The following is a 21165-nucleotide window of genomic DNA, read 5'->3' as shown; positions in this document are numbered from 1 at the left end:
TCGCGCCGATGGTACTGTCCACAAGACGGGAGAGTAGGTCGCCGCCTTTTTTTAAATAGGAGACTCCTATCAGAGCAATCATCTGATGGGAGTCTTTTTTTGTGTTGTTTTGGGAGAGGGAGGCTGAGTAACTCTATGACAGGAGAGGGAGGCATTCTGGGAACTTTCTGTCGAGATCCTTGAAGGACATTCTTTTAATTATTCGAAAAAAGATCAGTCGGTTATACTCAAAGTGTGACAACGTGACGATGTGACAATAAATGCTCAAACTTGTCGTAGTCAACTTTTAGTGTTTATATAAAAAGCTGTGTTGAATGGATTAATGAAAGGCAGAATAATTAACGATTAGTATGTTTATTTAAATATAAGATATCACCTCTTGGAATGGAATCCTTTATAGTATATGGAATAAATAACTGAACAGGAATAGTATCAGTTATTTCAAATTTGGTTGTATAATTTGTTTCCTTATTGTAAATACTAATTGTGTTTGATTGAACATTTACTGAATAAATATTGCTTAAACCAGTAAATTCACCATATAACTTATTATTTGAAAATAACACAATAGAAACGCTAGCTCTTTGGGAGTCAAATTCTTGCCCTGACAAAATTGTCTTTTGCAATAACTCATAATGTGTATTTTCTAATTGCAATGAGCCCAAGAATTTTAATTGATAATCGTTTACTAAAGTATTGGTTCTTTCTTTTAAAGAAAAAACAATATTTTTATTTTGATACGTTAAACACATCTCCTCTAAATTACCAACTGCATCGTCTATTGAATAGGATGTGTTTATATTCTTGTTTCGACTGCCATTTGTACAGCACACAAATAGTGTTACTATAATAGTGCATAATGTTAATTGTATTTCTCTCATAGTCATCATTAAATATTAGAGGGGGAAGAGAGCTCTCTGCCCACTCTAAATTATTAGTTGCGCGGTTTTGCTTCCTTTACCATTGTTTCAACATCTTTTTGCTAGTTCTTTACGCCACCGCCATTAAAATTATTTGTTGCACTTCCCCAACCTCTAAACTCATACGATAGTTTGCCCGTATTTTTGTTATACTTAATTCCGCCTTTAATAAGGATATTTGCGGCAACTTTTATGGGCTTTCTGCATCCTATGTAGTGCTGTTTTTCAATCTTTTAGTGGGGTGCAATAAAAAATATCAGACGAGTAGGAAGAACTGCTCATCTGATATTTTGTTGCCAGCATCACTTTGTGGAGTGAAGGCTTCGTATTTGCTTTTATGGCTTTTGTACGCTGAAGGTGGTAATCTTCATGCTGTTCTTCTCATTCAATTTGTCTGGATCTCCTAAGGAAATGCCGTATTCTCCTGGTTCAAGATTTTCTATGACTATGAGATATGAGCTTGTGCCATATTTCTTTGCTTGGAACTCTATTTGACCTAAGGAATTTGACTTGCTGCCTGAGAATGTGCCAGATTCAGCGAGTTGTGCTCTTCTTTCTTTTCCTTTTACTTCAAATTTGAAGATGCTGATGAAAGAGTTAGGATCTGTTGCGTTGTTGGCAGCTTTTATAATCAAGCGTACATCTCCGCCTTGTTTTGCTACTACGCTTGATGTTGTGCCTGGCAGCGAGATGCGTGTCTTGACCTTTCCGATACCTGTCAGATATACTGATGCACCGGCTTTTGTTTTTACTACGCCTGTTTCTCTCGGTAGTTTTACGTATTCGGTATTTGAGGTAAGGAGATACGTTTGGTCGGAGAATTCAGGTTCTGGAACTGTTACTTTCTGGGCAAAGGCGAAGCTTATGCTCAAGATTGCGAGGGCTAGGGTTAGAATTTTTTTACTCATAATTCATTTGTTTTTAGTTCTGGGTTGTGTGCAAATTTATGGTATTTATTCTTACAGTGCAACAAATAAATAAATTTTTTATAGCACAAAAAAGTATTTCTCTACTTTTATTCCCACAAAAAATCCTCTCTTTCCCTTGTCGGAGGACAGAGGGAGAGAGAGGAGCGTGTTTGCTTTATCGTTACGCTAATAGTGCGTAGTTTTCTTACTTAGCCACCTTTTTCAGAACGTAAGGCAGACCGCTAGCAGCAGGCTGCTTGTCAGCGCCGAGCATAGTGAGGCTGTCCGGAGTCATAGCGTAGAAGTTGCTGTCAGCACCTGCAACAGTTGTCAGGATGTTCTTAGCATCAACGCTGTACTTACCAGTTTCAGTTTGGCTGCCAGAGTGTGTGCGAGTGAAAGTGCTGTCAGACTTCAGTGTGATAGTTACAGAGTCAGAACCATCTGCACCAGGAAGAACACCAGCATAAACTGTGCTGTCAGCAGTGCTGTCGGCAATGCTATCAGTACCGTTGCTGTTACCATTTGTTTTGTTACCGCAAGAAGCGAAAGTCATAACTGCAGCAGCAGCTACGAAAAGAATCTTTTTCATTGTCTTTTGTATATTTAAGTTATTATTCGTTTATTCCGTATTTAGGAATTTGCGACAAATGTACTACTAATCTTTGGACATACAACAAGAAGTAAACTTTTTTATGATTTCTGATGTTTTTTTTTCTTGTGATATTCTCCATCTGAGTGGCAGAGGTGGCAAAAAAGGCATCTGTAACAATAGCTTAATTCTCCTTTTTCGTATTTTTGCACACAAGCAAGATAAGGATTGTGAGCTTCATTCGTTTGTTCAATCTGATGGATGGGTTCGCGCACACCTCCTCTTGCGGCATTGTTGCGCTTATGCACATTGCTAAAAATCCCTATTAATAGCACACCACGAAATATATGACACAAGGAAGACTACTTTGGGTGGACGATGAGATTGATATGCTCAATGTTCACATTCTCTTTTTGCAGCGCAAAGGCTACGAAGTGACCAGCTGCTCCAACGGGCAGGACGCCATCGACCTCTGCCGCGACAACGCCTATGATCTCATTCTTCTCGACGAGAATATGCCCGGCCTTTCAGGTCTCGAAACGCTGGCCGGCATCAAGGACGTGCAGCCCAATGTGCCCGTGGTGATGGTGACGAAGAACGAGGCCGAGGACCTTATGGACCAGGCCATCGGCTCTAAGATTGCCGACTATTTGCTCAAACCTGTCAATCCGATGCAGATTCTTCTCACGCTGAAGAAGAACATCCACCAGCGTGAGATTGTGGCCGAGGTGACGCAGAGCAGCTACCGTCAGGAGTTTCAGAAAATCTCCGCGCAAATCAGCGACACCTCCACGCCCGAGGAATGGAAGGACCTCTACCGCAAGCTCGTTTATTGGGAGATAGAGCTCTCCGAGACGGGCGGCAGTATGGACGAGATGCTGGCCATGCAAAAGGAGGAAGCTAACCTCACCTTTGCCAAGTTTATCCGCAAGAACTATGAGCACTGGGTCAATACCCCAGACGATCGTCCGCTGATGAGTCCCGATGTGTTCAAGCGTTGCGTCTTTCCACGCCTGCGTGAAGGAAAGAAAGTGTTTCTCCTGGTGCTCGACAATTTCCGCTACGACCAATGGCGCGAGCTGAGCCGCGAACTCACCGACGACTTCGACATCGACGAAGACCTCTACTTTAGCATCCTCCCCACAGCCACGCAGTATGCCCGCAACGCTATCTTCTCAGGCCTCATGCCCTTGCAGATTCGCGAGATGTACCCCGAACTCTGGGTGGAAGAGGACGAAGATGAGGGTAAGAACCTCAACGAAGAACTCCTCATTGGTCACCAGCTTGAGCGCTACCGCAGAAAAGAGAAGTTCACCTACCACAAGCTCAACGACTCGCAGGGCGCCGACCATTTCCTTGGCCAAATCAAGCAACTCACGGAGACGCCGCTCAACGTCCTTGTTATCAACTTCATCGACATCCTCTCCCACGCCCGCACAGAAAGCCGAATGGTGCGCGAGCTGGCTTCCAACGAAGCTGCCTACCGCTCCATCACGCTCAGCTGGTTCAGACACACGGCCATCAAGCAGCTCTTCACCAAGCTGGCGGAGATGGACTACGAAATCCTTATCACCACCGACCACGGCTCCATCCGCGTGGACGCTCCCGTCAAGGTGGTGGGCGACAGAAACGTCAACACCAATCTGCGCTACAAGTTGGGCAAGAACTTAGGCTACAACGCCCGCGAAGTGTTTGAGATGAAAGACCCTCGCCGCTTCGGCCTGCCCTCGCCCAACCTCTCCACCGCTTACATCTACGCGCAAGGCTCGCGCTTCTTTGCCTATCCCAACAACTACAACTATTACGCACAATACTATCGCAACACTTTCCAACACGGCGGTATTTCTATGGAAGAAATGCTCATACCTCTCGTTTGCCTCAGACCGAAGAAGCGCTAAGCCGCTGTTTTGCCGTCTCTCCCTTTTCCATTAACTTTGTGCCACAAATAAAAAGAAACGACAGAAAAGTATGGATTCCGCAACATTGATTGCCTGGGTTCTGGAGAACCTCAACTATTGGGTGGTGGCTGCCTTTATGGCCATCGAGAGTTCGTTTATCCCCTTCCCCTCCGAGGTGGTGGTGCCGCCTGCGGCGTGGCTCTCGATGAGCGACCCGAGTATGAACATCGTCCTCGTTGTTGTCTTCGCCACGCTGGGAGCTGATGTCGGTGCACTTGCCAACTATTTCTTGGCGCGCTGGTTGGGCCGCCCTGTCATCTATAAGTTTGCCCGCTCGCGTTGGGGCCATTTCTGCCTCGTCACCGAGGAGAGCGTGGCTCGCGCAGAGGAGTATTTCCGTGACCACGGGGCTACGGCCACTTTTTTCGGCCGTCTGGTACCCGCTGTTCGCCAGCTCATCTCCATTCCGGCAGGACTGTCGGGCATGAAGCTTGGGCCGTTCCTCCTCTACACCACATTGGGCGCTGGCGCATGGAACACTGTCTTAGCCATCATTGGCTATTTCATTTCGCGCATCCCAGGTGTTCAAACCAAAGAGCAGGTGGTGAAATTGGCCATGCGTTATAGCCACGAACTCGGTTATGTCCTTTTCGGACTCGCCGCTCTCTTTCTGGCCTATCTCATTTATAACGGCTTGAAGAAGACTGATATTCGAGAAAAGATCATGAAGAGTGTTGACGAGATGGAGAAGGAGGAAAAGGAGAACTAATTGAGAACGATTTTTTCTCGGACTGGTCCGACTTTTTTCAGACTGGTCGGACTGGTCCGACTGATCGGACGAGTCAGATTTTTCTTGGACTGGTCAGACTCGTCCGACCAGTCCGAAATACAATAAGGCTGTCAGCTGGCACAATAAGGCTATCAGCTGACAGAATAAAGTTGTCAGCTGACGCAATAAGGAAAATCACGCGCTGCTTCATCCTATTCTTTTTCTTTTGCCTACAACCTGTTATGAAACACTTTCTATCCCTCATTTTCTTACTTTCCGCCCTGCCTTTGTCGGCACAGCGGGCCGATACGCTGCGGGCCGTTGACCACAGTTGGCTCTTCGGCGTTGGGCGCACCCATGTGCTCGACACTTATTTGAGTCCGCAGGACTATGTCGGGGCGGGATTCTCCCTGAGCCACCGCACGGAGCGCAAGGCTCGCTGGGGGCGCGGCCGCGTGACGGTGGTGGCGCACTACAGGGCCGATGCGGCTCATCTCACAGGCTCATCGGGCGACGGCCACGAATGGGACGCCAACTTGCGCCTGGGAGTGGGGTGGATGTGGAATAAGAGATTTGCTCAACGCCCTTTTCGCCTGGCTTTCGGTCCGCTGGTCGAGGTCGGAACAGGCGTTACCTACAACACGCGGAATGGGAACAATCCGGCGCAGGGTAGGCTCTTCATGGATGTGGCAGCAGCAGGATTGGCGGAATATGACTTCCACGTGGGGCGGCAGCAATGGCAGGCGCGCGCAGAAGTGGCAGTGCCCCTCGCCGGACTGGCTTTTTCGCCCGCCTATGGGCAGTCCTACTATGAGTTGTTCGGTCTTGGCCACCGCGACCATAATTGTGTGGTTTCTCATGTGGGCAATGCGCCCTCGCTTCATTTTCTCGCCACGCTTTCCCTCCCGTTGGGCCGCTCACGCCTCACGCTGGGTTATGGCGCCGATGTGCGGCAGAGTCATTTCAATCATATCAAAACCCACCACTGGCAGAACCAATTTGTCATTGGCTACACGCGCCGATTACGACTACTGAAATAAACCCTTACGATGAGAACACTTTCCCTCTTTTTTCTTTTGCTCCTTGCTGGCTTACTTTCATCCTGCATCACGGAGGACATGGCGGACAACACGCCCACGGGCAACTTCGAGACGTGCTGGAAACTTATTGACGAACACTATTGTTTTTTCGACTATAAGAATAAGGAATACGGTTTGGACTGGGCGGCGTTGCGCGAACGCTACCGTCAGGGCGTTACGGACAATATGCGGAGCGAACAGCTTTTCGAGGTTCTGCGCCGAATGACGGCAGAGCTTCGCGACGGCCATGTGAATCTCAGTGCCGCCCACGATGTGGCGCGCTACGGCGCTTGGTTTGACGATTTCCCGATGAACTTCTCCGACTCGCTCGCGCGTCGTTATCTCGGGCGCAGCGAAGATTTTCGCGTGGGCAGCGGGCTGCGCTACCGTGTGCTTTCGGACAATGTGGGCTACATCCGTTGCGCCTCCTTCGCCTCGCCTCTGGGTAGTGGCAACCTGCAAGAAATGATGCGCGCCCTGGCCATGTGCGACGGCTTGATTGTGGATGTGCGGAGCAACGGCGGCGGCCTGCTCACCAGTGCGGAGCAACTGGCCTCGCTCTTCATCAACGAACCCACCACGCGCGCCTATATGCAGCACAAGCGCGGCCCGCGCCACGACGATTTCTCCCCCGTGGAGGCCATCCGCATAGAGCCGTTCAAGGGCTTGCGCTGGCAAAAGCCCGTTTGCATCCTCACGAACCGCCGCACCTTTAGTGCCGCCAACAGTTTCGTAATGTTCCTCAAAGGTTTGCCGCGCGTCACCGTCATTGGCGACCGCACGGGTGGCGGCGCAGGCCTGCCGTTCACCAGCGAACTCCCCAACGGCTGGACGCTCCGCTTCTCCGCCAGCCCCATGTACGACAGTGAGAAGCGCATGACCGAGATGGGTATCGATCCCGACGTGAAAGTCGACATTTCCTCCGCCGACTACGCCCGCAGCATCGACACCATCATCGAAACAGCCCGCCAGCGCATCCGAGAAGCAAGGAAAGCATCTTACTAAATGTAAAACGTGTTTTAGACAAATTGTCTGTTTTTTTAGTAATTTGATGTATTTTTTGTTGAAAAAAATTTTGTTTGCATATATATATGTATATATTTGCGGTTAGAATTGATTGAAATTATCCTAAAAACTTGTGAATTGAATCAGAAATAATAGAGAGAAGAGACACAGAATAGAGGTTGTGTATCAGACTTGTTGCCATAATAAGTCTGCCTTTTATCCGTGTTTTTTTATTTAATTTCACAAAATAGTATTAGATACATAAAGAAGAGGAACGATGAAAAAATGCGAATATATGAAGAAAATGTATGTCAAACCTGTAAGCACAATCGTGGCTTTTTGTGACGAAACTACGTTCTTGGCTTCTAGTCCTGCCGTAAAGCCTGGTGGCGGAGGCAGCGGAAGTGTAACCATCACGCCTCCTGACGAGGATGATGAAGACACAGATCTTACGGGAACGCGGAAGTTCTCTGAGAATAATTTGTGGGAATGAAAAAAGAAGAGTAATACGACAGTAAAATCACGCAATATGAAAAACAAGCAATATCATAAGCATTCGGTGCATCAGGCGGCGTTTGCTTTTCTCTGTATTATGGGGATGACTCTCGGTGCTTGTTCCGATAATGACCTCGATGATGCAACCAATCAGGGCGACCGTGGCACTGCGGTTTCTTATATTGTCTCTAATGCGCAGAACGGCGCGCACCGATCAGCTGCTGCTCGTGCTCTGCCCGGCAGTCCGTTGAGCCGTGCAGCTTTTGCAGAACAGATTGCGCCCTTGAACCTCACTCCTGAAGATCTCATTTCGCAAAAGCTCGATGTGCAGGGTGGTGACGGCAACACCTGCCTCATAGAAATCACTACGGCCGGTATAGAAAGCATGCCGCGCAAGGCGGAGACGAGCACGGAAGCCGGAACAGCAAACCGTTCCCGCATCGCCCCTCGTGCGAATGTTGTTGAGACTTTCTCCGCTGCAGACCATTTTTCCTCCATCGGCTACCGTGGAACGACTTCTACCCTCAGCACTACGCCATGGTTCTACAACAAGGACACAAATCCCGACGGTACGCTCGTCAATGAGATTCTGTGGTCGTGGGAACAGCCCTATGGAAAGTTTTATGCTGTTTATCCTTTAGTGACTTCCAGCTACAACAAATTGCAGCTGTCTCCCGAGAGCTATACATCTACACCTTATGTTGATTTCGAAGTAGAGCCGAAGGTGGTCAATCAGAAAGACCTCATGACGGCCTGCTCCGGCGAAGTGAAGTATGCCACTCGCTACGTGGCTCCGACAACGAACCTCGATTTCCGTCACGCACTGACGGCAGTGCGCTTCAAAGTGGGGCAGAATCTTTCATGGAACAAGACAATAACGAAAGTGGAGATCGTCAACGCGCAGAGCAAGGGACGCTACACGCTCTCCTCGAAAGCCGACGGCACGGGGGCTGCGTGGAGCAATCTCAGCACTCCCGCCACGTTCACCCTTGGTGGCGACGGTACGCTCAATGTGAGCACTTCACAAGCCGTTAACCAAATCATCATGGGCAATAATGGCGACAACTTCACTTTCTATATGATTCCGCAATCGCTTGCAGGCGTGAGCGTAAAGATCTACTTTGACAACAGCACTACACCTGCTATCACTGCCAACCTCTCCGGCACATGGAAGCCCGGCACAACGAAGACTTACGCCTTGTCGCAGAAGAAGTCCACGTGGAGATACTGGCTTTCCGTGACCAATCCCCCTGTGGTGGACTATACAGCTACAGAGGCAGCCAGCTATACGGTGCAGAGCTGTCGCATAGATCCTGATACTTACATTCAGCAGCCTGTGAAATGGAAGGTAGTAGGGTATGAGGAAAGCACCGACGGTGGTAATACTTGGACATCTCTCGGCACAAGCAAACCTGCCTGGCTCATCCAGTTGAGCAAAGAGGAGGGCGACGGAGGTACATCTGGCGAAAGTGGCGTTGCAACTATCACTACGGCCATCGATAACCGCCTCAATAAATACAACAAGGTGTTGCAAGATGCCACACCAAAGGGCGCTGCCGGCAACTACTACAACCTCTCCAACGCCACGGGTGCGGCCACTGTTGAGAATACTGCCAACTCTTATCTCATCTCTGCTCCGGGCTACTACAGTATTCCGTTGGTTTACGGTAACGCTATCACGGGCGGTGCTACTAATGAACATTCCTATGAAACCACTGTGTCAGGCTCTGATGTCTTGAAAAACTTCAAGGATCATGCAGGTAAGAATATTACTGATCCTTGGATTACGCAGAGCAATGGAGGCGCGAATGTGCCCGATGGAGCAAAGATTGTTTGGACAGACCAAAGCGGCATTGTAGAAGCAAGTAGTCTTTCTCTTTCTGCCGACAAAAAGTTTGTACAGTTCCATGTGCCGCAGGACAAGATTAAGAACGGTAACGCCGTCATTGCTGTCACGAAAGGCGGAACGGTTGTATGGTCGTGGCACTTGTGGTTCGCCCAGAATGATGCCCTCAACACGATTCCTGTAGTTAATAAAGCGGGCGTTACCTATAACTTCACCAAACTTCCGCTTGGTTTTGCCTATATGAGATGGGATGCGTCTCCCTTCGACCAGCCTCGCATGGCTCGCGTGAAGGTGGAACAGACTGTCGCCAACGATGGTGAGAAACAGTTTGCTTATATCGACATCACGCAGACCCCTGGCGAAATAAAACAAATGTCTTCTACCTTCTATCAGTTTGGACGTAAGGATGCTTTTCCAGGAAAGAAAGCTATCATCGACGGTACATTTAAGCCCAAAGGTGGGCAGAAAATGAGCATTCAAAACGGCATTCAACACCCCGAGACATTCTATGACTACGTTTCGTTTGATGATTTCTGGAAGGTAAACCTCTGGTCGATGGATAACACTGAGACAGGTTTCCATGACAATGTTGTGGTGAAGACCGTCTACGACCCCTGTCCCGCTGGCTTCAAGATGCCTGCCAGTAATGCCTTTTCTGGTTTTACCACTACGGGAAATAATGTCGAAAGTGATAAGAAAGAGCTTAACGTGGTGGGAAATTACGACCAGGGTTGGCATTTCAAAACGGGAGACGGTTCAACTACTACGATCTATTTCCCTGCTTTGGGTTGGCGTCATCATGACGGCTATCTGAATGGTAGTGTTTTCTACGGTTTTTATCATTCTGCCATTTCGCATGATTCGAAGAACACTAACTGCTTGTTCTTTAATAATTGGGGCGTGTATCCAAAGTATGAAACAACCGGTAATGGTTACGGACTTTCTGTCCGTCCTGTCTCGGAATAATACGTTGATTTGACCTTGTAGGTTTAATATATTTAAGCAGACAATTGTCCGATACGAACATTCAAGAATAAGGCTGGTTTCTCACATTGGGAAACCAGCCTTTCGTATAAAAGCGAGGGACGAGGTAGCACAGATGTCTAACCTCGTCCCTCGCGGTTCGTTTTGCGCCTTAGCACCGTTGGCGTGCAGCCTTATTTGCTCAAACTATCGATCAGCGGCAGCACGTTGGAAGTGAAGAGACGCACCGAGATGGCCAGCAGAATCACACCGAAGAACTTACGCAAGATGTAGATGAATGTCTTGCTGACGTGTTCTTCCACCCAGCCCGCGCCGGCGATGATGATGTAAACCAACACCATGTTGAGGGCGAGGGCCGCCAAGATATTGATTTGCGCAAACTCAGCCTTTAGCGAAATCAGCGTAGTGAATGCGCCCGGGCCGGCAATCAGCGGGAACACCACCGGAATAAGGGTGGCCTCCTTCGTGGGCCCGCCATATTTGAAAATCTCAACGTCGAGGAGCATTTCCAAAGCCATGATGAAGATGATGAGTGCACCCGCCACAGCAAACGACTGGATGTCGACGTGGAAGAGTTGCAGCACGGCATCGCCAGCATAGAAGAAAGCCACGAGCAATACCAAACTAATGGCCGCAGCCTTGAAGGCATTGATAGGACGGCCTTTGGCTTGCAGGTTGAGGAATATGGGCGTAGAACCCAACACGTCGATGATAGCCATCAACACGATGAATGCTCCAGCAGTTTGTTCAATGCTGAATTGTGAAAAGGTCTGAAAAATAATGTCCATCATAAGGGAATCTTTTTCTGTTTTATAGCGCGAAAATACGAAAACAACGCGTTTCAACCAAGTAAAATGGTATAATCTTCTGTTTCAGAGGAAAGGAAACGCCTAAAAAGGTTGTAGCATAGAAAGTTTTTAGTATCTTTGAACACCTAATTATCTTGATAACGAAGAAAACAAATATACTTGTGACCCTCATTATTAACCCAAAATACGAACGCTTACGCGATTATTTAGTAAATATTGCTGACCATTTTGAAGATACTGGTCGCACACTCCCAATGGTAAATAATGGCATCCGCCTGCTGGATGTTGACGGACTCACGCTTTGTGTGAAACACTACGACCGAACCTCCTGGCGCAATCGCTTGGCGGTGCGCATCTACAAGGCCTCGAAGGGCCAACACTCCTACAATTGTGCTGCACAGCTCCGAGAGCGCGGTTTCGCCACCCAAGAGCCTGTGGCCTATGTGGCTTATCGTCGTAATTTGATGGACCAGAATATGTATTTTGTAGGCGTTTTTTCCAACTATCGCCATTCTCTGCACGAAGCCTTCGGTATGCCCCATTCGGAGCGCGCCGAACTGCTCGAAAGTTTTGCCCGCTATGCTGCGCGCCTGCATGAGGAAGGTTTCCTTCCCATAGCTTGCCGTGCGGACAACATCCTGTTCGACCGCATCGACGGCCGCTACCGCTTCTCGATACTCGACACCGGCAACATGAAATGTGGTCGCAAAGTGAGCGTAGAAAAAGGCTGCAAGAGTTTGGCTGCCCTCCAAGCCGACGACGCGTTCAATAGCGCCCTCATCCGTGCCTATGCCGCCGCGCGTGGAGCCGATGAAGCGGAATGTCAGAAATACTTCGAGCGCGCCAAATCATAGAGGTGCGCCACATTTTTTCCCATCTACCAACTCGGACCTCCCGTCCGAGTTTTTTTCTTTTCCCAGCAGCTGCCGTGAGGCAACGAGGGGAGGGAATGTTGCGTAATGAGGGAAGGCCGCTTTGCTTTGAAAGGATAGCGCGTGGAGCATCTCTCTAAGCAGGAGTTAAACAAGCAAATGAGCTTGTGTTGAGGGACAAAAATATAGGTATTCTTCTGATTGTTCATAACTATCATTAAAGTGAAAGTTATGGTATGTTTTACGGTTTTATCTTCACTTTATTGAAAGTTATAACCTCTTCTTTTCTGCTCTGAGTACTGAGCCCTTCCAGAAAGCCCCCTCCATCTCCCCCATAAAGGGGGAGTGCTCGGCTGCCACTTGCGTGTTCGATGATTAGTCCGCAGTCCTTAACTGCTATCCTGTGCTCTGAGCACTCCCCCTCATGGGGGAGATGGAGGGGGCTTTCTGGGGCTTTCTGGGAGCTTTCTAAACATAAAAAATCCCCGACGGCTTCTGGGAAGCAGTCGGGGGAGGGTTGTGGTGCGCCTGATAGGACTCGAACCTACACGGCATAAACCACCAGATCCTAAGTCTGGCGCGTCTACCAATTTCGCCACAGGCGCGGAATGTGCGATAGGAGAGAAGGGGAGGACAGATATGGAAACTACAGTGCAACCCAAGCCTTCCTAACGACATTGCGGTGCGAAGATAGGTTTTTTTCGGGAAATGAACGAGAGTAAGGGCGAAAATTTTGTATTTTTGCATAATAATTGGCTTATTGTGACCGAAAACCGCGCAATAGACCGTGAAAACAGATTGATTTTACGTTCATGTCCGACGAAAAAAAAGATAAAGACTTACAGCCGGAGGAGCACTCCTCCTATCAGCCAACGAGCTTGCAGGACGAATCAAGAAAGCACCAGCTTACGGGGATGTACCAGACCTGGTTTCTTGACTATGCTTCTTACGTGATTCTGGAGCGCGCTGTGCCCCACCTTGCCGATGGTTTGAAGCCCGTTCAGCGGCGCATCCTTCATGCGATGAAGCGTGCCGACGATGGACGCTACAACAAGGTGGCGGGACTTGTGGGCGACACGATGCACTTCCATCCCCACGGAGATCAGTCCATCGGGGGAGCACTCGTACAGCTCGGTCAGAAAGACCTGCTCATTGATACGCAGGGAAACTGGGGAAATATCCTTACGGGCGACTCGGCTGCGGCTCCGCGATACATCGAAGCGCGCCTCTCGAAGCTCGCCCTCGACATCCTTTTCAATCCGAAAACTACGGAGTGGAAACTCTCCTACGACGGGCGTGCGAAAGAGCCTGTGGCACTACCTGTGAAGTATCCCCTGCTCTTGGCGCAAGGCGCAGAGGGCATCGCCGTCGGACTGAGTGCTAAGATTCTGCCCCACAACTTTGGCGAGATTTGTCAGGCGGCCATCAAATATCTCCACGGCGAGGACTTCCAACTCTTCCCCGACTTCCTGACGGGCGGTAGCATTGATGTGAGCAACTACAAGGACGGCCTGCGTGGCGGTTCGGTGAAGGTGCGCGCCACCATCTCGAAGCTCGACAACAAAACCCTCGTTATCAGCGAGATTCCCTTTGGCACGACCACGGGCAGCGTTATCGACTCCATCCTCCGCGCCAACGAAAAGGGGAAAATAAAAATCCGAAAAGTGGACGACAATACGGCGGCGAAGGTCGAGATACTCGTACACCTCACGCCGGGCACTTCTTCGGACAAAACCATTGATGCGCTCTACGCTTTCACGGACTGCGAGGTGAGCATCTCCCCCAACTGTGTCGTCATCCGCGACAACAAACCGGAGTTCCTTACTGTGAGCGATGTTTTGCGCCACAACGTCGATTCCACCAAAGAGTTGTTGCGCCGCGAACTCGAGATACGCCGCAACGAACTCCTTGAAAGTCTCCACTTCGCCAGTCTGGAGAAGATTTTCATTGAGGAGCGAATGTATAAGGACAAGGACTTCGAAAACGCAAAGGACCTCGACGCCGTCACGGCCCATCTGAGCAAGCGTTTCGAGCCCTACAAAGCCAGCTTCTATCGCGAAATCACGCGTGAGGACTATCTGCGCCTGCTCGAAATCAAGATGGCGCGCATCCTGCGCTTCAACAAGGAGAAAGCCGAGGAGCTGATAGCCCGCATCAAGGCCGAAATAGAGCGCATAGAGCACGACTTGAAGAACATGACGGAGGTGACGGCCAACTGGTTTAAGATCATCTACGACAAATATGCTGCCGAACATCCGCGCCTGACGGAGATTCGCTCCTTCGATACGATTGTGGCCACCAAGGTGGCTGAGGCCAATCAGAAACTCTATGTCAATCGTGCCGAAGGCTTTATGGGTACGAGTTTGAAGAAGGACGAATTTGTGGAGAACTGCTCCGACCTGGATGACGTCATTATCTTCTATCGCGACGGAACTTATAAGGTGACGCGCGTGGCCGATAAAGTTTTTATCGGCGAGACGGAACGTTCCAAAGCCGAGAAGCGAAAGGCGGAAATCATCCATATTGCGGTGTTCAAAAAGAACGACAAGCGCACGATTTACAACGTGGTCTATCGCGACGGAAAGGCTTCCGCGTTCTATATGAAGCGTTTCAACGTGACCAGTATCATGCACGACCGCGAATACGACGTGACACAGGGCAAACCCGGTAGTCGCATTGCCTATTTCACGGCCAATCCCAACGGTGAGGCCGAACAAATCAAGGTGACGCTCAAGCCCAATCCGAAATTGCGCCGCCAGTTCATCGAACAGGACTTCTCCGAACTCATGGTGAAAGGGCGTGGCAGTCGCGGCAATCTGCTCACGCGCCTCGATGTCCATCGCATCACGCTCAAGGCGCATGGCGTTTCCACCTTGGGCGGACGTAAGGTGTGGTTCGACCACGATGTCAATCGCCTCAACTTCGACGAGCGCGGACAGTATCTGGGCGAATTCCACACCGGAGAGCAAATCCTCGTGATCCTCCGCAATGGCGAGTTCTACACCACCAACTTCGACCTCAACAATCACTACGAAGGCGACATTATGAAGGTCGAAAAATTTGTCGACTCAAAGGCGTGGACCGCCGTGCTCTACGATGCCGACCAGAACGGGTATCTCTATGTGAAACGCTTCCTGTTCGAGTCGCCCAGCGGTGGTCGCCACTGGAGTTTCACCGGCGACAATCCCAAAACGAAGTTGGAAATCCTGACCGATGTACCTTATCCGCGCATCCGCGTGACGCTCGGCGGCCCCGATGCCTACCGCGACCCCATCGAAATCGATGCGGAAGAATTTGTTGCCGTTAAGGGCTTCAAGGCCAAAGGTAAGCGCGTCACCACCTGCACCATAGAAAGCGTTGAGGAACTCGAACCCACGCGTTTCCCCGAGCCACCCGCTGAGGCTTCCGAGGCAGAGGGCGAAGCCGCCGAGACAGAGAAAGGTGAAGGCCCCAATCTCTTCAATCCCGACGATGTTCCCTTCGAAATCACCAATAATGACACAGAAGAATAAGTCCGTTGCTGGCAGCATTTTGCCAGACGGACTTATTCCGTATTATACACTTTGTTAAGAAACAACAAGAAAAGGCGCGGGAAATAATTGTATAAACCGTTTTTATTCTTTACTTTTGCCATTAACAAACCTTTAGTTCTGAAATCTGCGTTAAATCTACGCGATTCTGCACTGATAAAGACTATCGAACATGACGTTTTACGAAAGAGACAAGGAGCTTGAAGCCATTCGCAAGATAGAGGCCGACACAAAAAGCAGTGCCAAGATGGCCGTCATCACAGGCCGCCCCGGCGTTGGGAAGACGCAACTCGTCCTGGAAGCTACGCGAGAAGGCAACCCCACTCTCTACTTCCCCGTTTCGCGCAAGGCCGAACCGCTTCTCTGCCGCGATTTCTTAGATGAAATGCGGAGAGTGCTCAACCTCCGTATCGACGAGGAATTTATCGACTTCCGAAGCCTCTTCAAATTTATTATCGTCAAATCCCAAGAGCTTTACTTCAACATTATCATAGACGAATTTCAGGAGTTCTATGTTATCAACCCGAAAGTCTATGGGGAAGTGCAAACCATTTGGGACCGTAACCGCGAGCGCAGCCACCTCTGTTTGTTGCTCGTGGGTTCCGACTCGGCACTGATCGATAAGGTGTTCCACGCTAAGCAAGCTCCGCTGAAAGATAGGCACGACCTCTGGCTCGACATCAAGCCTTATTCCACGGCCATGATTCGCCAACTCATCACGGCAGCAAAGCCCGACGCCACGCCGGAGGACCTGCTCGCCGCTTACACCTTCACAGGGGGCGTTCCCCGTTATCTCCACGGACTTATCCGTGCTGGAGCGTTCACTTGTGAGGACATCCTCAAGCATATCCTCCGCCTGGGTTCGCCCTACATCACGGAGGGCCGAAACATCCTCTTAGACGGCGTGGGCAAGGAGTACACTTTCTATTTCTCCATCTTGGCCTGCATCGCCAAGGACATTACGGCGCGCTCCGCCATCGAAGCCACGCTCGACAAAGAAATAGGCGGCTATCTCACCCGCATGGAGGGAGATTTCCACCTCATCACGCGACAAACGCCGCTCTTCTCCAAACAGGGCAGCAAGAACGTGCGCTATTCCATCAATGACAACTTCCTCCGCTTCTGGTTCCGTTATATCTACCACAACGACCGCTACATCTATCAGCACGATTATGAAGGGCTTCAGCAACTGGTGCTCAACGACTACGAGGTGCTGAAGCAGCAAAGCATGCGTAAGTATTTCGCACAGAAGCTCCAAGAGGCGGACGAGGCGTGGACTATCGGAGGATGGTGGGACAATGCCGAAGAGAGCCGCATCGATATCATAGCCACACGCTCCGACACGATGCAATGTATCTTCGCCAATGTGTTGACCGACACCGTTGAGGCCGACCTCGACAAGCTCAAGATACTGGCCGAGCCGCTCCTCGAACAGTTAAAAGGTTATGAGGTAACGTATCAGATTTATAGCATAGAAGATCTTTAAGAGGCTTTCCTTCTCTCCCATGCTGGAGAGAGGTGAGCAAGCTCTTATGAGGTTCTCGAATTAGTCATACTTGTTGGACTATTTCGAGAACCTTTTTTCTGCCTCAACTCTTGAGTGGATGGGTTTTCTTGCACTTGTCCGAGTACCAACGGGCGGAGAGGAGACACCGCCTTATCTGCCCCTTCGGAGCAAAAAAGAAAGAGAGAAGGCTGTTGAGGCCCTCTCTCTCTTTGCTTATCATTCTCCAGGAAAGGCTGAGCCTTCTCTGGGATTCCCTTATTCCGTCCACGGATTTCCTTATCCTTCTCTGGGATTCCCTCTCTCCGTCCACGGATTTCCTTATCCTTTTTGGGCGTTTCCTTATCTTGTCCAAGAGCATCCTTATTGTGTTCACGGATACCCTTATAGTCCCCACCGCTTTGCTCATCATTCCACAGGATACCAGCCACCTTCGGAGTCCTCAACGGGCGTGTCCTGTTTTTTGCGTTCAGGCGTTGTTTGCGTCGTCTTTTCAGTTTGTCGGACGGGTTGCTTTTTCTGCTGCTTCTCCGCTTCTTTTCGTTCCTCGTTGGTCATGGGATACGAATCGTCGGGGAAGTCCTCTTTCTTCTCCTGCTTCTTCGGCACGAGCGGATTCTCCTTCTTCTGCGGCGTCTCCTGTTTCTTCTGCGGCGTCTCCTGTTTCTTTTCGGGCGCGTTCTGCTTCTTCTCCGGCACAGAGTCTTTCTTCTCTGGCTTTGTCGGTTCTACGGGCACTTCCGTCTCTTGTTTCTTTTCCGTTGTCTTTTGTTTCTTCGGCTCGATGGGCACCTCCGTTCCCTCCGTGTCGGTCTGTCGGCGCGGTTGTGAGGACTGTTCGGGCAGATAGTATTCGTCCTTGTCGAGCTGCTTGTTCTGCTGTTTGTTCAGCAAGTCCTGCGCCGCTTTGTTCGCCTTAGCAATGCTGTCCGCCTTGGCCTTGTCGATGCTGTCGGCCCGTGTAGGTTTCGTTGCAATGGGGTAGATGGTAGGCCGAACGTCCTCATACTTCTGCACAACAGGCGCGTTCTCCAAGTCGAGCGGAAGCTCTGGGTTGAGCTTCATAGGCGCGTAGTACTTGGTGAAGAACTGTTGATAATCGGAGAAGCTATAAACGGCGGGGATGAGTTCGAGATTTTTCTGTGAAATCAAGAACATCTTTGCGCGCCTCAATTGTGGGCGCAACTGCTTATCGCGGTAAATATCCTGCGCATACTGATGGGCCTCGTCATAGCTGTTGAACCCACTGATGCGGAACTCCACCAGGCTGCCTTTCTTCGTGGCCGTTTGCGCCGGTGCGGTCTTGTCCGTCTTCGCTCCAGCAGGTTTTGTGGCCGAGGTGCTGCCGCCCGCTGTGGCTGGAGCCGCACCCACTTCGCCAAACTCCTCCACCTTGCTGATGTCAAAGTTGCGCACGTAGAAACCCGTGAAGTTGAAGTGGGCAAGGTCGTAGAGCAGTTGATTATCTTTGATGGAATCTTTCGCGTAAGCAATGAGCACCACGAAAGGCGTGTTGCGTTCGGCCGAGAGCTTCTGCTTCGCTTTCGCCCCTAAGGCCAGCGTGTCGGTTTGCGCCGTGCGACGCTCCCAGAGACTACCTAAATTATACGCCCCACTACCCGGTCGGCGACCCGCTTCGAGGCCGTTGACAATCATACCCGCCATTTCGCTGACATCGCTTTGCGGGTAGCGCGTTACCAGTTCGCGCAGTTCTTTCGCCACATCGCGACTGTCGGCCTTTCCGATGCGTGACAGCGCGTGAACCAGAATGAATTTCGGACGATTGATGCCGTCACTGAATTTCTCCGTCGACAGCGCGAAGTTCCTTTCCACCTCCGCCGTCTGACGGTTGCGGTAGGCCATGTAAGTAGCTGTGTAGAGCGAATCTTCGATGGCCTTGCCGTCACGTCCCAAGCGCAGATAGTCAGGGTCGAGAATGCGGCGCGTTGTCGGACTGTTCGGATATTTCGCAGCCAGATAGTTGCGATAGGTATTGGCCTCGTTCGGGCGTCCCCAGCGGGAATAGAGCAAGAAGAGTTGGTAGTAGACATCCTCGAGCTTCTCAAACGTGGGGTACTGCCTCACGATGCGCTGCAACGTGCGTGCCGCCAGCGGGAAGTCCTCGAGGTCGTCTTTCTCGATGAGACCTGCGTTGTAGAGCGCGTCCATCAAGATGAGATCCGAAGCCTCTTTCTGTTCCTTAGTAAAAGGAATCTGTTTCATATAGTAGTCCCGCTGATGCGGATCATCGGCCGGCGCAACAATGCTGTCCTTGCCCTCCTCTTCAGTTCCCGCGGCTTTCTCCCTTGCCGCCTCGATGCTATCGAGCGCAGCATAGTCCACCCCCGCGTTCGTATTGAGTTGCACCACCGTCTTATTCGAGCGGCGCCAATTGTCCTCGTTCTTGCGGTTGCCCCAATGTTTGCGGAAATCCTCCTTACCCTGCTGCACCAGCATCGGGTTGTAGAAGTACCACGCCTGCGTCTGCTGTGCCGTTTGTGGGCGGCGCGGCGTGTTGGGCATATCCCGATTGTCGTCGTCCTCACCGTTTTCATCAGCGCGCGCATCGGCCGCACTGTCGCGGCGGGCACGTTCGGCCGCTTTCTCCTGCTGTCGGAGCGCTTCTATGACGCGGTCGATGGCAGCATTACGCTCTTTCTCGCCCATCAGCGACAAGGCTTGGAGCGAGTCCTGCAACTGAATGGCCGACGTATAGGGCACGAGTTTATCCAACACCCGTGAGCGGCGCGTCACCTCGGCGTAATCCTTCCGTCGGTTGTCTATCATGCCCAGCGCCTCGTTGTAGCACGTCTGCGCCTTGTCGTAGCGCCCACGTTCCCAGTAGAGCTGTCCCAAGCGGAGGAGCAGCACGCCTTTCTCCGCCCCGCTGCGTGTGGCTTTGGTGCGTCCTTGCTCATAAGCCGCAATGGCCGAGGCGGTATCGTTCTGTGTGAGGAAGATATTACCCAAAGCATAGTAAACTTGGTCCAAATACTCCTTATTCTTCTCCGAGCGCGCCATGCCCCGCAGTTGTGCCGTCATCTTGCGTGCTCCGCCCGCCTCCGGAAACACTTCCGTTTGGAGGATGCGGGCGTTAAATTCGAGTTGGTAGGGAGGTGATAGGCGCACACACTTTCCCAGTGCGCGATAGGCTTCGGCGCGGTGTCCGAGTTGTTGTTCCACCTGTCCGAGCAAGAAGTAGAGCCTTGCGCGGAGCTTGCGGTTGCGTGTTTTTCTTACTGCTGTTGTGAGATAGGGCAGTGCGTCCGCAAAACGCTCTTGGCGCAGCAAGAGATCGGCCCGAGTAGCCGCCAGTTCTCCGCCGAGGCGCGCGGGAATAGAGTCGCGGCGCACCTTGTCGAGAGCATCTTCCGCATCGTAGAACCAGCCCAGTTCGGCATACGACCGTGCCATCCACGTGCGTGCCTCTTGCACCACGGGAGGTTCGGCGGCATAGCGACGCGTGATATAGGAAAAGGTGGAAGCCGCGCCTAAGAAATCGCCTTTCTGAAACTGCGCCTGCCCCATCAGGAGCCACGCGTGTTTGAGGAAAGGGTTGAACTCCTTGCGCCGGAGGAACTGCTTCATCTTTTCGCTACGGCTCTTCGTCGGGTTCACTTCCGGTTTCACCTTGATACTATGGAGCTGGATGGCTTTCTCCGATTTGGTGATGGCGCGGTCAAACTGGCTTTTGCCGATATTGCGCGTGGCCTCGTTGCCAACGGGGAAAAACGGCAATATCTCCGTGTAGTTGTCCACGTTGCCCGAAATCTGCGCATCCACCCCTTCTTTGTAAGCCTCGTGGCCGTTGAAGTAGGTGTTATACTTTGCTGTGAAGCCCTGCCAGAAGCGCGAGCCTGCCGTGTTCTGCTTCGTAGTGCACGCCACGAGGCAGAAAATCACACATATATATAGGAGTAGTCGTTTCAAGATACGAGGGAGATGATGTCTATC

At 50.8% G+C, this 21165-nt stretch carries 15 protein-coding genes and 1 tRNA gene; 9 read left to right on the top strand and 7 right to left on the bottom strand.

Features of this window, described 5'->3' with window-relative positions:
- Positions 1-338: 338 nt before the first annotated feature.
- The 3 genes from ABLA33_RS05780 to ABLA33_RS05770 all read right to left on the bottom strand — a co-directional run bounded on the left by ABLA33_RS05780 (position 339) and on the right by ABLA33_RS05770 (position 2420).
- Positions 339-881: a hypothetical protein gene (locus ABLA33_RS05780; protein WP_347719594.1), complete on the bottom strand. Its 543-nt coding sequence runs from the start codon at positions 879-881 to the stop codon at positions 339-341.
- 374 nt (positions 882-1255) lie between these two features.
- On the bottom strand, positions 1256-1828 hold the full coding sequence (locus tag ABLA33_RS05775) for a hypothetical protein (protein ID WP_347719593.1): 573 nt from the start codon (positions 1826-1828) through the stop codon (positions 1256-1258).
- Between the two features lie 205 nt (positions 1829-2033).
- Entirely contained in the window at positions 2034-2420 is a 387-nt protein-coding gene (locus ABLA33_RS05770; protein ID WP_347719592.1) for a copper resistance protein NlpE N-terminal domain-containing protein, read from the bottom strand.
- Positions 2421-2767: 347 nt separating this feature from the next.
- On the opposite strand from ABLA33_RS05770, the gene ABLA33_RS05765 reads away from it, so the two are divergent.
- The 6 genes from ABLA33_RS05765 (at position 2768) to ABLA33_RS05740 (ending at position 10478) form a co-directional block, all read left to right on the top strand.
- Positions 2768-4318 carry a PglZ domain-containing protein gene (locus ABLA33_RS05765; RefSeq protein ID WP_347719591.1) on the top strand — a complete coding sequence of 517 codons (1551 nt, stop codon included), beginning with the start codon at positions 2768-2770 and terminating at the stop codon, positions 4316-4318.
- Between the two features lie 70 nt (positions 4319-4388).
- Entirely contained in the window at positions 4389-5087 is a 699-nt protein-coding gene (locus ABLA33_RS05760) for a DedA family protein (protein ID WP_347719590.1), read from the top strand.
- A 242-nt stretch (positions 5088-5329) separates the two neighbouring features.
- The gene (locus ABLA33_RS05755) at positions 5330-6127 is read left to right on the top strand and encodes a DUF3316 domain-containing protein (protein WP_347719589.1); all 798 of its coding nucleotides are present in this window, start codon (positions 5330-5332) and stop codon (positions 6125-6127) included.
- A 9-nt stretch (positions 6128-6136) separates the two neighbouring features.
- Complete coding sequence (locus ABLA33_RS05750; protein ID WP_347719588.1) at positions 6137-7171, top strand: S41 family peptidase; 1035 nt, start codon at positions 6137-6139, stop codon at positions 7169-7171.
- Between the two features lie 295 nt (positions 7172-7466).
- Positions 7467-7664: a hypothetical protein gene (locus ABLA33_RS05745; RefSeq protein WP_347719587.1), complete on the top strand. Its 198-nt coding sequence runs from the start codon at positions 7467-7469 to the stop codon at positions 7662-7664.
- Between the two features lie 36 nt (positions 7665-7700).
- Complete coding sequence (locus tag ABLA33_RS05740; RefSeq protein WP_347719586.1) at positions 7701-10478, top strand: fimbrillin family protein; 2778 nt, start codon at positions 7701-7703, stop codon at positions 10476-10478.
- 191 nt (positions 10479-10669) lie between these two features.
- Here the strand turns inward: ABLA33_RS05740 and ABLA33_RS05735 are convergent, their stop codons facing one another.
- Entirely contained in the window at positions 10670-11287 is a 618-nt protein-coding gene (locus tag ABLA33_RS05735) for a MarC family protein (protein WP_347719585.1), read from the bottom strand.
- 179 nt (positions 11288-11466) lie between these two features.
- On the opposite strand from ABLA33_RS05735, the gene ABLA33_RS05730 reads away from it, so the two are divergent.
- On the top strand, positions 11467-12159 hold the full coding sequence (locus ABLA33_RS05730) for a hypothetical protein (protein ID WP_347719584.1): 693 nt from the start codon (positions 11467-11469) through the stop codon (positions 12157-12159).
- 538 nt (positions 12160-12697) lie between these two features.
- Here the strand turns inward: ABLA33_RS05730 and ABLA33_RS05725 are convergent.
- Positions 12698-12782 (bottom strand) — tRNA-Leu (locus tag ABLA33_RS05725).
- A gap of 207 nt (positions 12783-12989) precedes the next feature.
- Between ABLA33_RS05725 and ABLA33_RS05720 the strand changes: the two genes are divergently transcribed.
- Together ABLA33_RS05720 and ABLA33_RS05715 are read left to right on the top strand one after the other, a co-directional pair.
- Complete coding sequence (locus ABLA33_RS05720; RefSeq protein WP_347719583.1) at positions 12990-15689, top strand: DNA gyrase/topoisomerase IV subunit A; 2700 nt, start codon at positions 12990-12992, stop codon at positions 15687-15689.
- A 190-nt stretch (positions 15690-15879) separates the two neighbouring features.
- The gene (locus ABLA33_RS05715; RefSeq protein ID WP_347719582.1) at positions 15880-17193 is read left to right on the top strand and encodes an ATP-binding protein; all 1314 of its coding nucleotides are present in this window, start codon (positions 15880-15882) and stop codon (positions 17191-17193) included.
- Positions 17194-17296: 103 nt separating this feature from the next.
- On the opposite strand, the gene ABLA33_RS05710 is transcribed toward ABLA33_RS05715, so the two are convergent.
- Complete coding sequence (locus ABLA33_RS05710) at positions 17297-17623, bottom strand: hypothetical protein (protein WP_347719581.1); 327 nt, start codon at positions 17621-17623, stop codon at positions 17297-17299.
- A complete protein-coding gene (locus tag ABLA33_RS05705) occupies positions 17620-21141 on the bottom strand; it encodes a tetratricopeptide repeat protein (RefSeq protein ID WP_347719580.1) in 3522 nt (1173 codons plus the stop codon). Before ABLA33_RS05705 ends, ABLA33_RS05710 begins: the two co-directional genes overlap by 4 nt.
- Between the last annotated feature and the right edge of the window lie 24 nt (positions 21142-21165).

It is taken from the genome of uncultured Alloprevotella sp., from assembly GCF_963536905.1.
In the GTDB taxonomy this organism is placed as follows: domain Bacteria; phylum Bacteroidota; class Bacteroidia; order Bacteroidales; family Bacteroidaceae; genus Alloprevotella.
This window is presented reverse-complemented; position numbering and strand designations above follow the sequence as displayed.

Excerpts from the sequence above, each read along its gene's own strand:
- ABLA33_RS05760 (WP_347719590.1), top strand. The coding sequence starts at position 4,389 with ATGGATTCCGCAACATTGATTGCCTGGGTTCTGGAGAACCTCAACTAT.
- ABLA33_RS05765 (WP_347719591.1), top strand. The coding sequence starts at position 2,768 with ATGACACAAGGAAGACTACTTTGGGTGGACGATGAGATTGATATGCTC.
- ABLA33_RS05755 (WP_347719589.1), top strand. The coding sequence starts at position 5,330 with ATGAAACACTTTCTATCCCTCATTTTCTTACTTTCCGCCCTGCCTTTG.
- ABLA33_RS05770 (WP_347719592.1), bottom strand. The coding sequence starts at position 2,420 with ATGAAAAAGATTCTTTTCGTAGCTGCTGCTGCAGTTATGACTTTCGCT.
- ABLA33_RS05780 (WP_347719594.1), bottom strand. The coding sequence starts at position 881 with ATGAGAGAAATACAATTAACATTATGCACTATTATAGTAACACTATTT.
- ABLA33_RS05745 (WP_347719587.1), top strand. The coding sequence starts at position 7,467 with ATGAAGAAAATGTATGTCAAACCTGTAAGCACAATCGTGGCTTTTTGT.
- ABLA33_RS05715 (WP_347719582.1), top strand. The coding sequence starts at position 15,880 with ATGACGTTTTACGAAAGAGACAAGGAGCTTGAAGCCATTCGCAAGATA.
- ABLA33_RS05775 (WP_347719593.1), bottom strand. The coding sequence starts at position 1,828 with ATGAGTAAAAAAATTCTAACCCTAGCCCTCGCAATCTTGAGCATAAGC.
- ABLA33_RS05740 (WP_347719586.1), top strand. The coding sequence starts at position 7,701 with ATGAAAAACAAGCAATATCATAAGCATTCGGTGCATCAGGCGGCGTTT.
- ABLA33_RS05750 (WP_347719588.1), top strand. The coding sequence starts at position 6,137 with ATGAGAACACTTTCCCTCTTTTTTCTTTTGCTCCTTGCTGGCTTACTT.
- ABLA33_RS05720 (WP_347719583.1), top strand. The coding sequence starts at position 12,990 with ATGTCCGACGAAAAAAAAGATAAAGACTTACAGCCGGAGGAGCACTCC.
- ABLA33_RS05735 (WP_347719585.1), bottom strand. The coding sequence starts at position 11,287 with ATGATGGACATTATTTTTCAGACCTTTTCACAATTCAGCATTGAACAA.
- ABLA33_RS05710 (WP_347719581.1), bottom strand. The coding sequence starts at position 17,623 with ATGATGAGCAAAGCGGTGGGGACTATAAGGGTATCCGTGAACACAATA.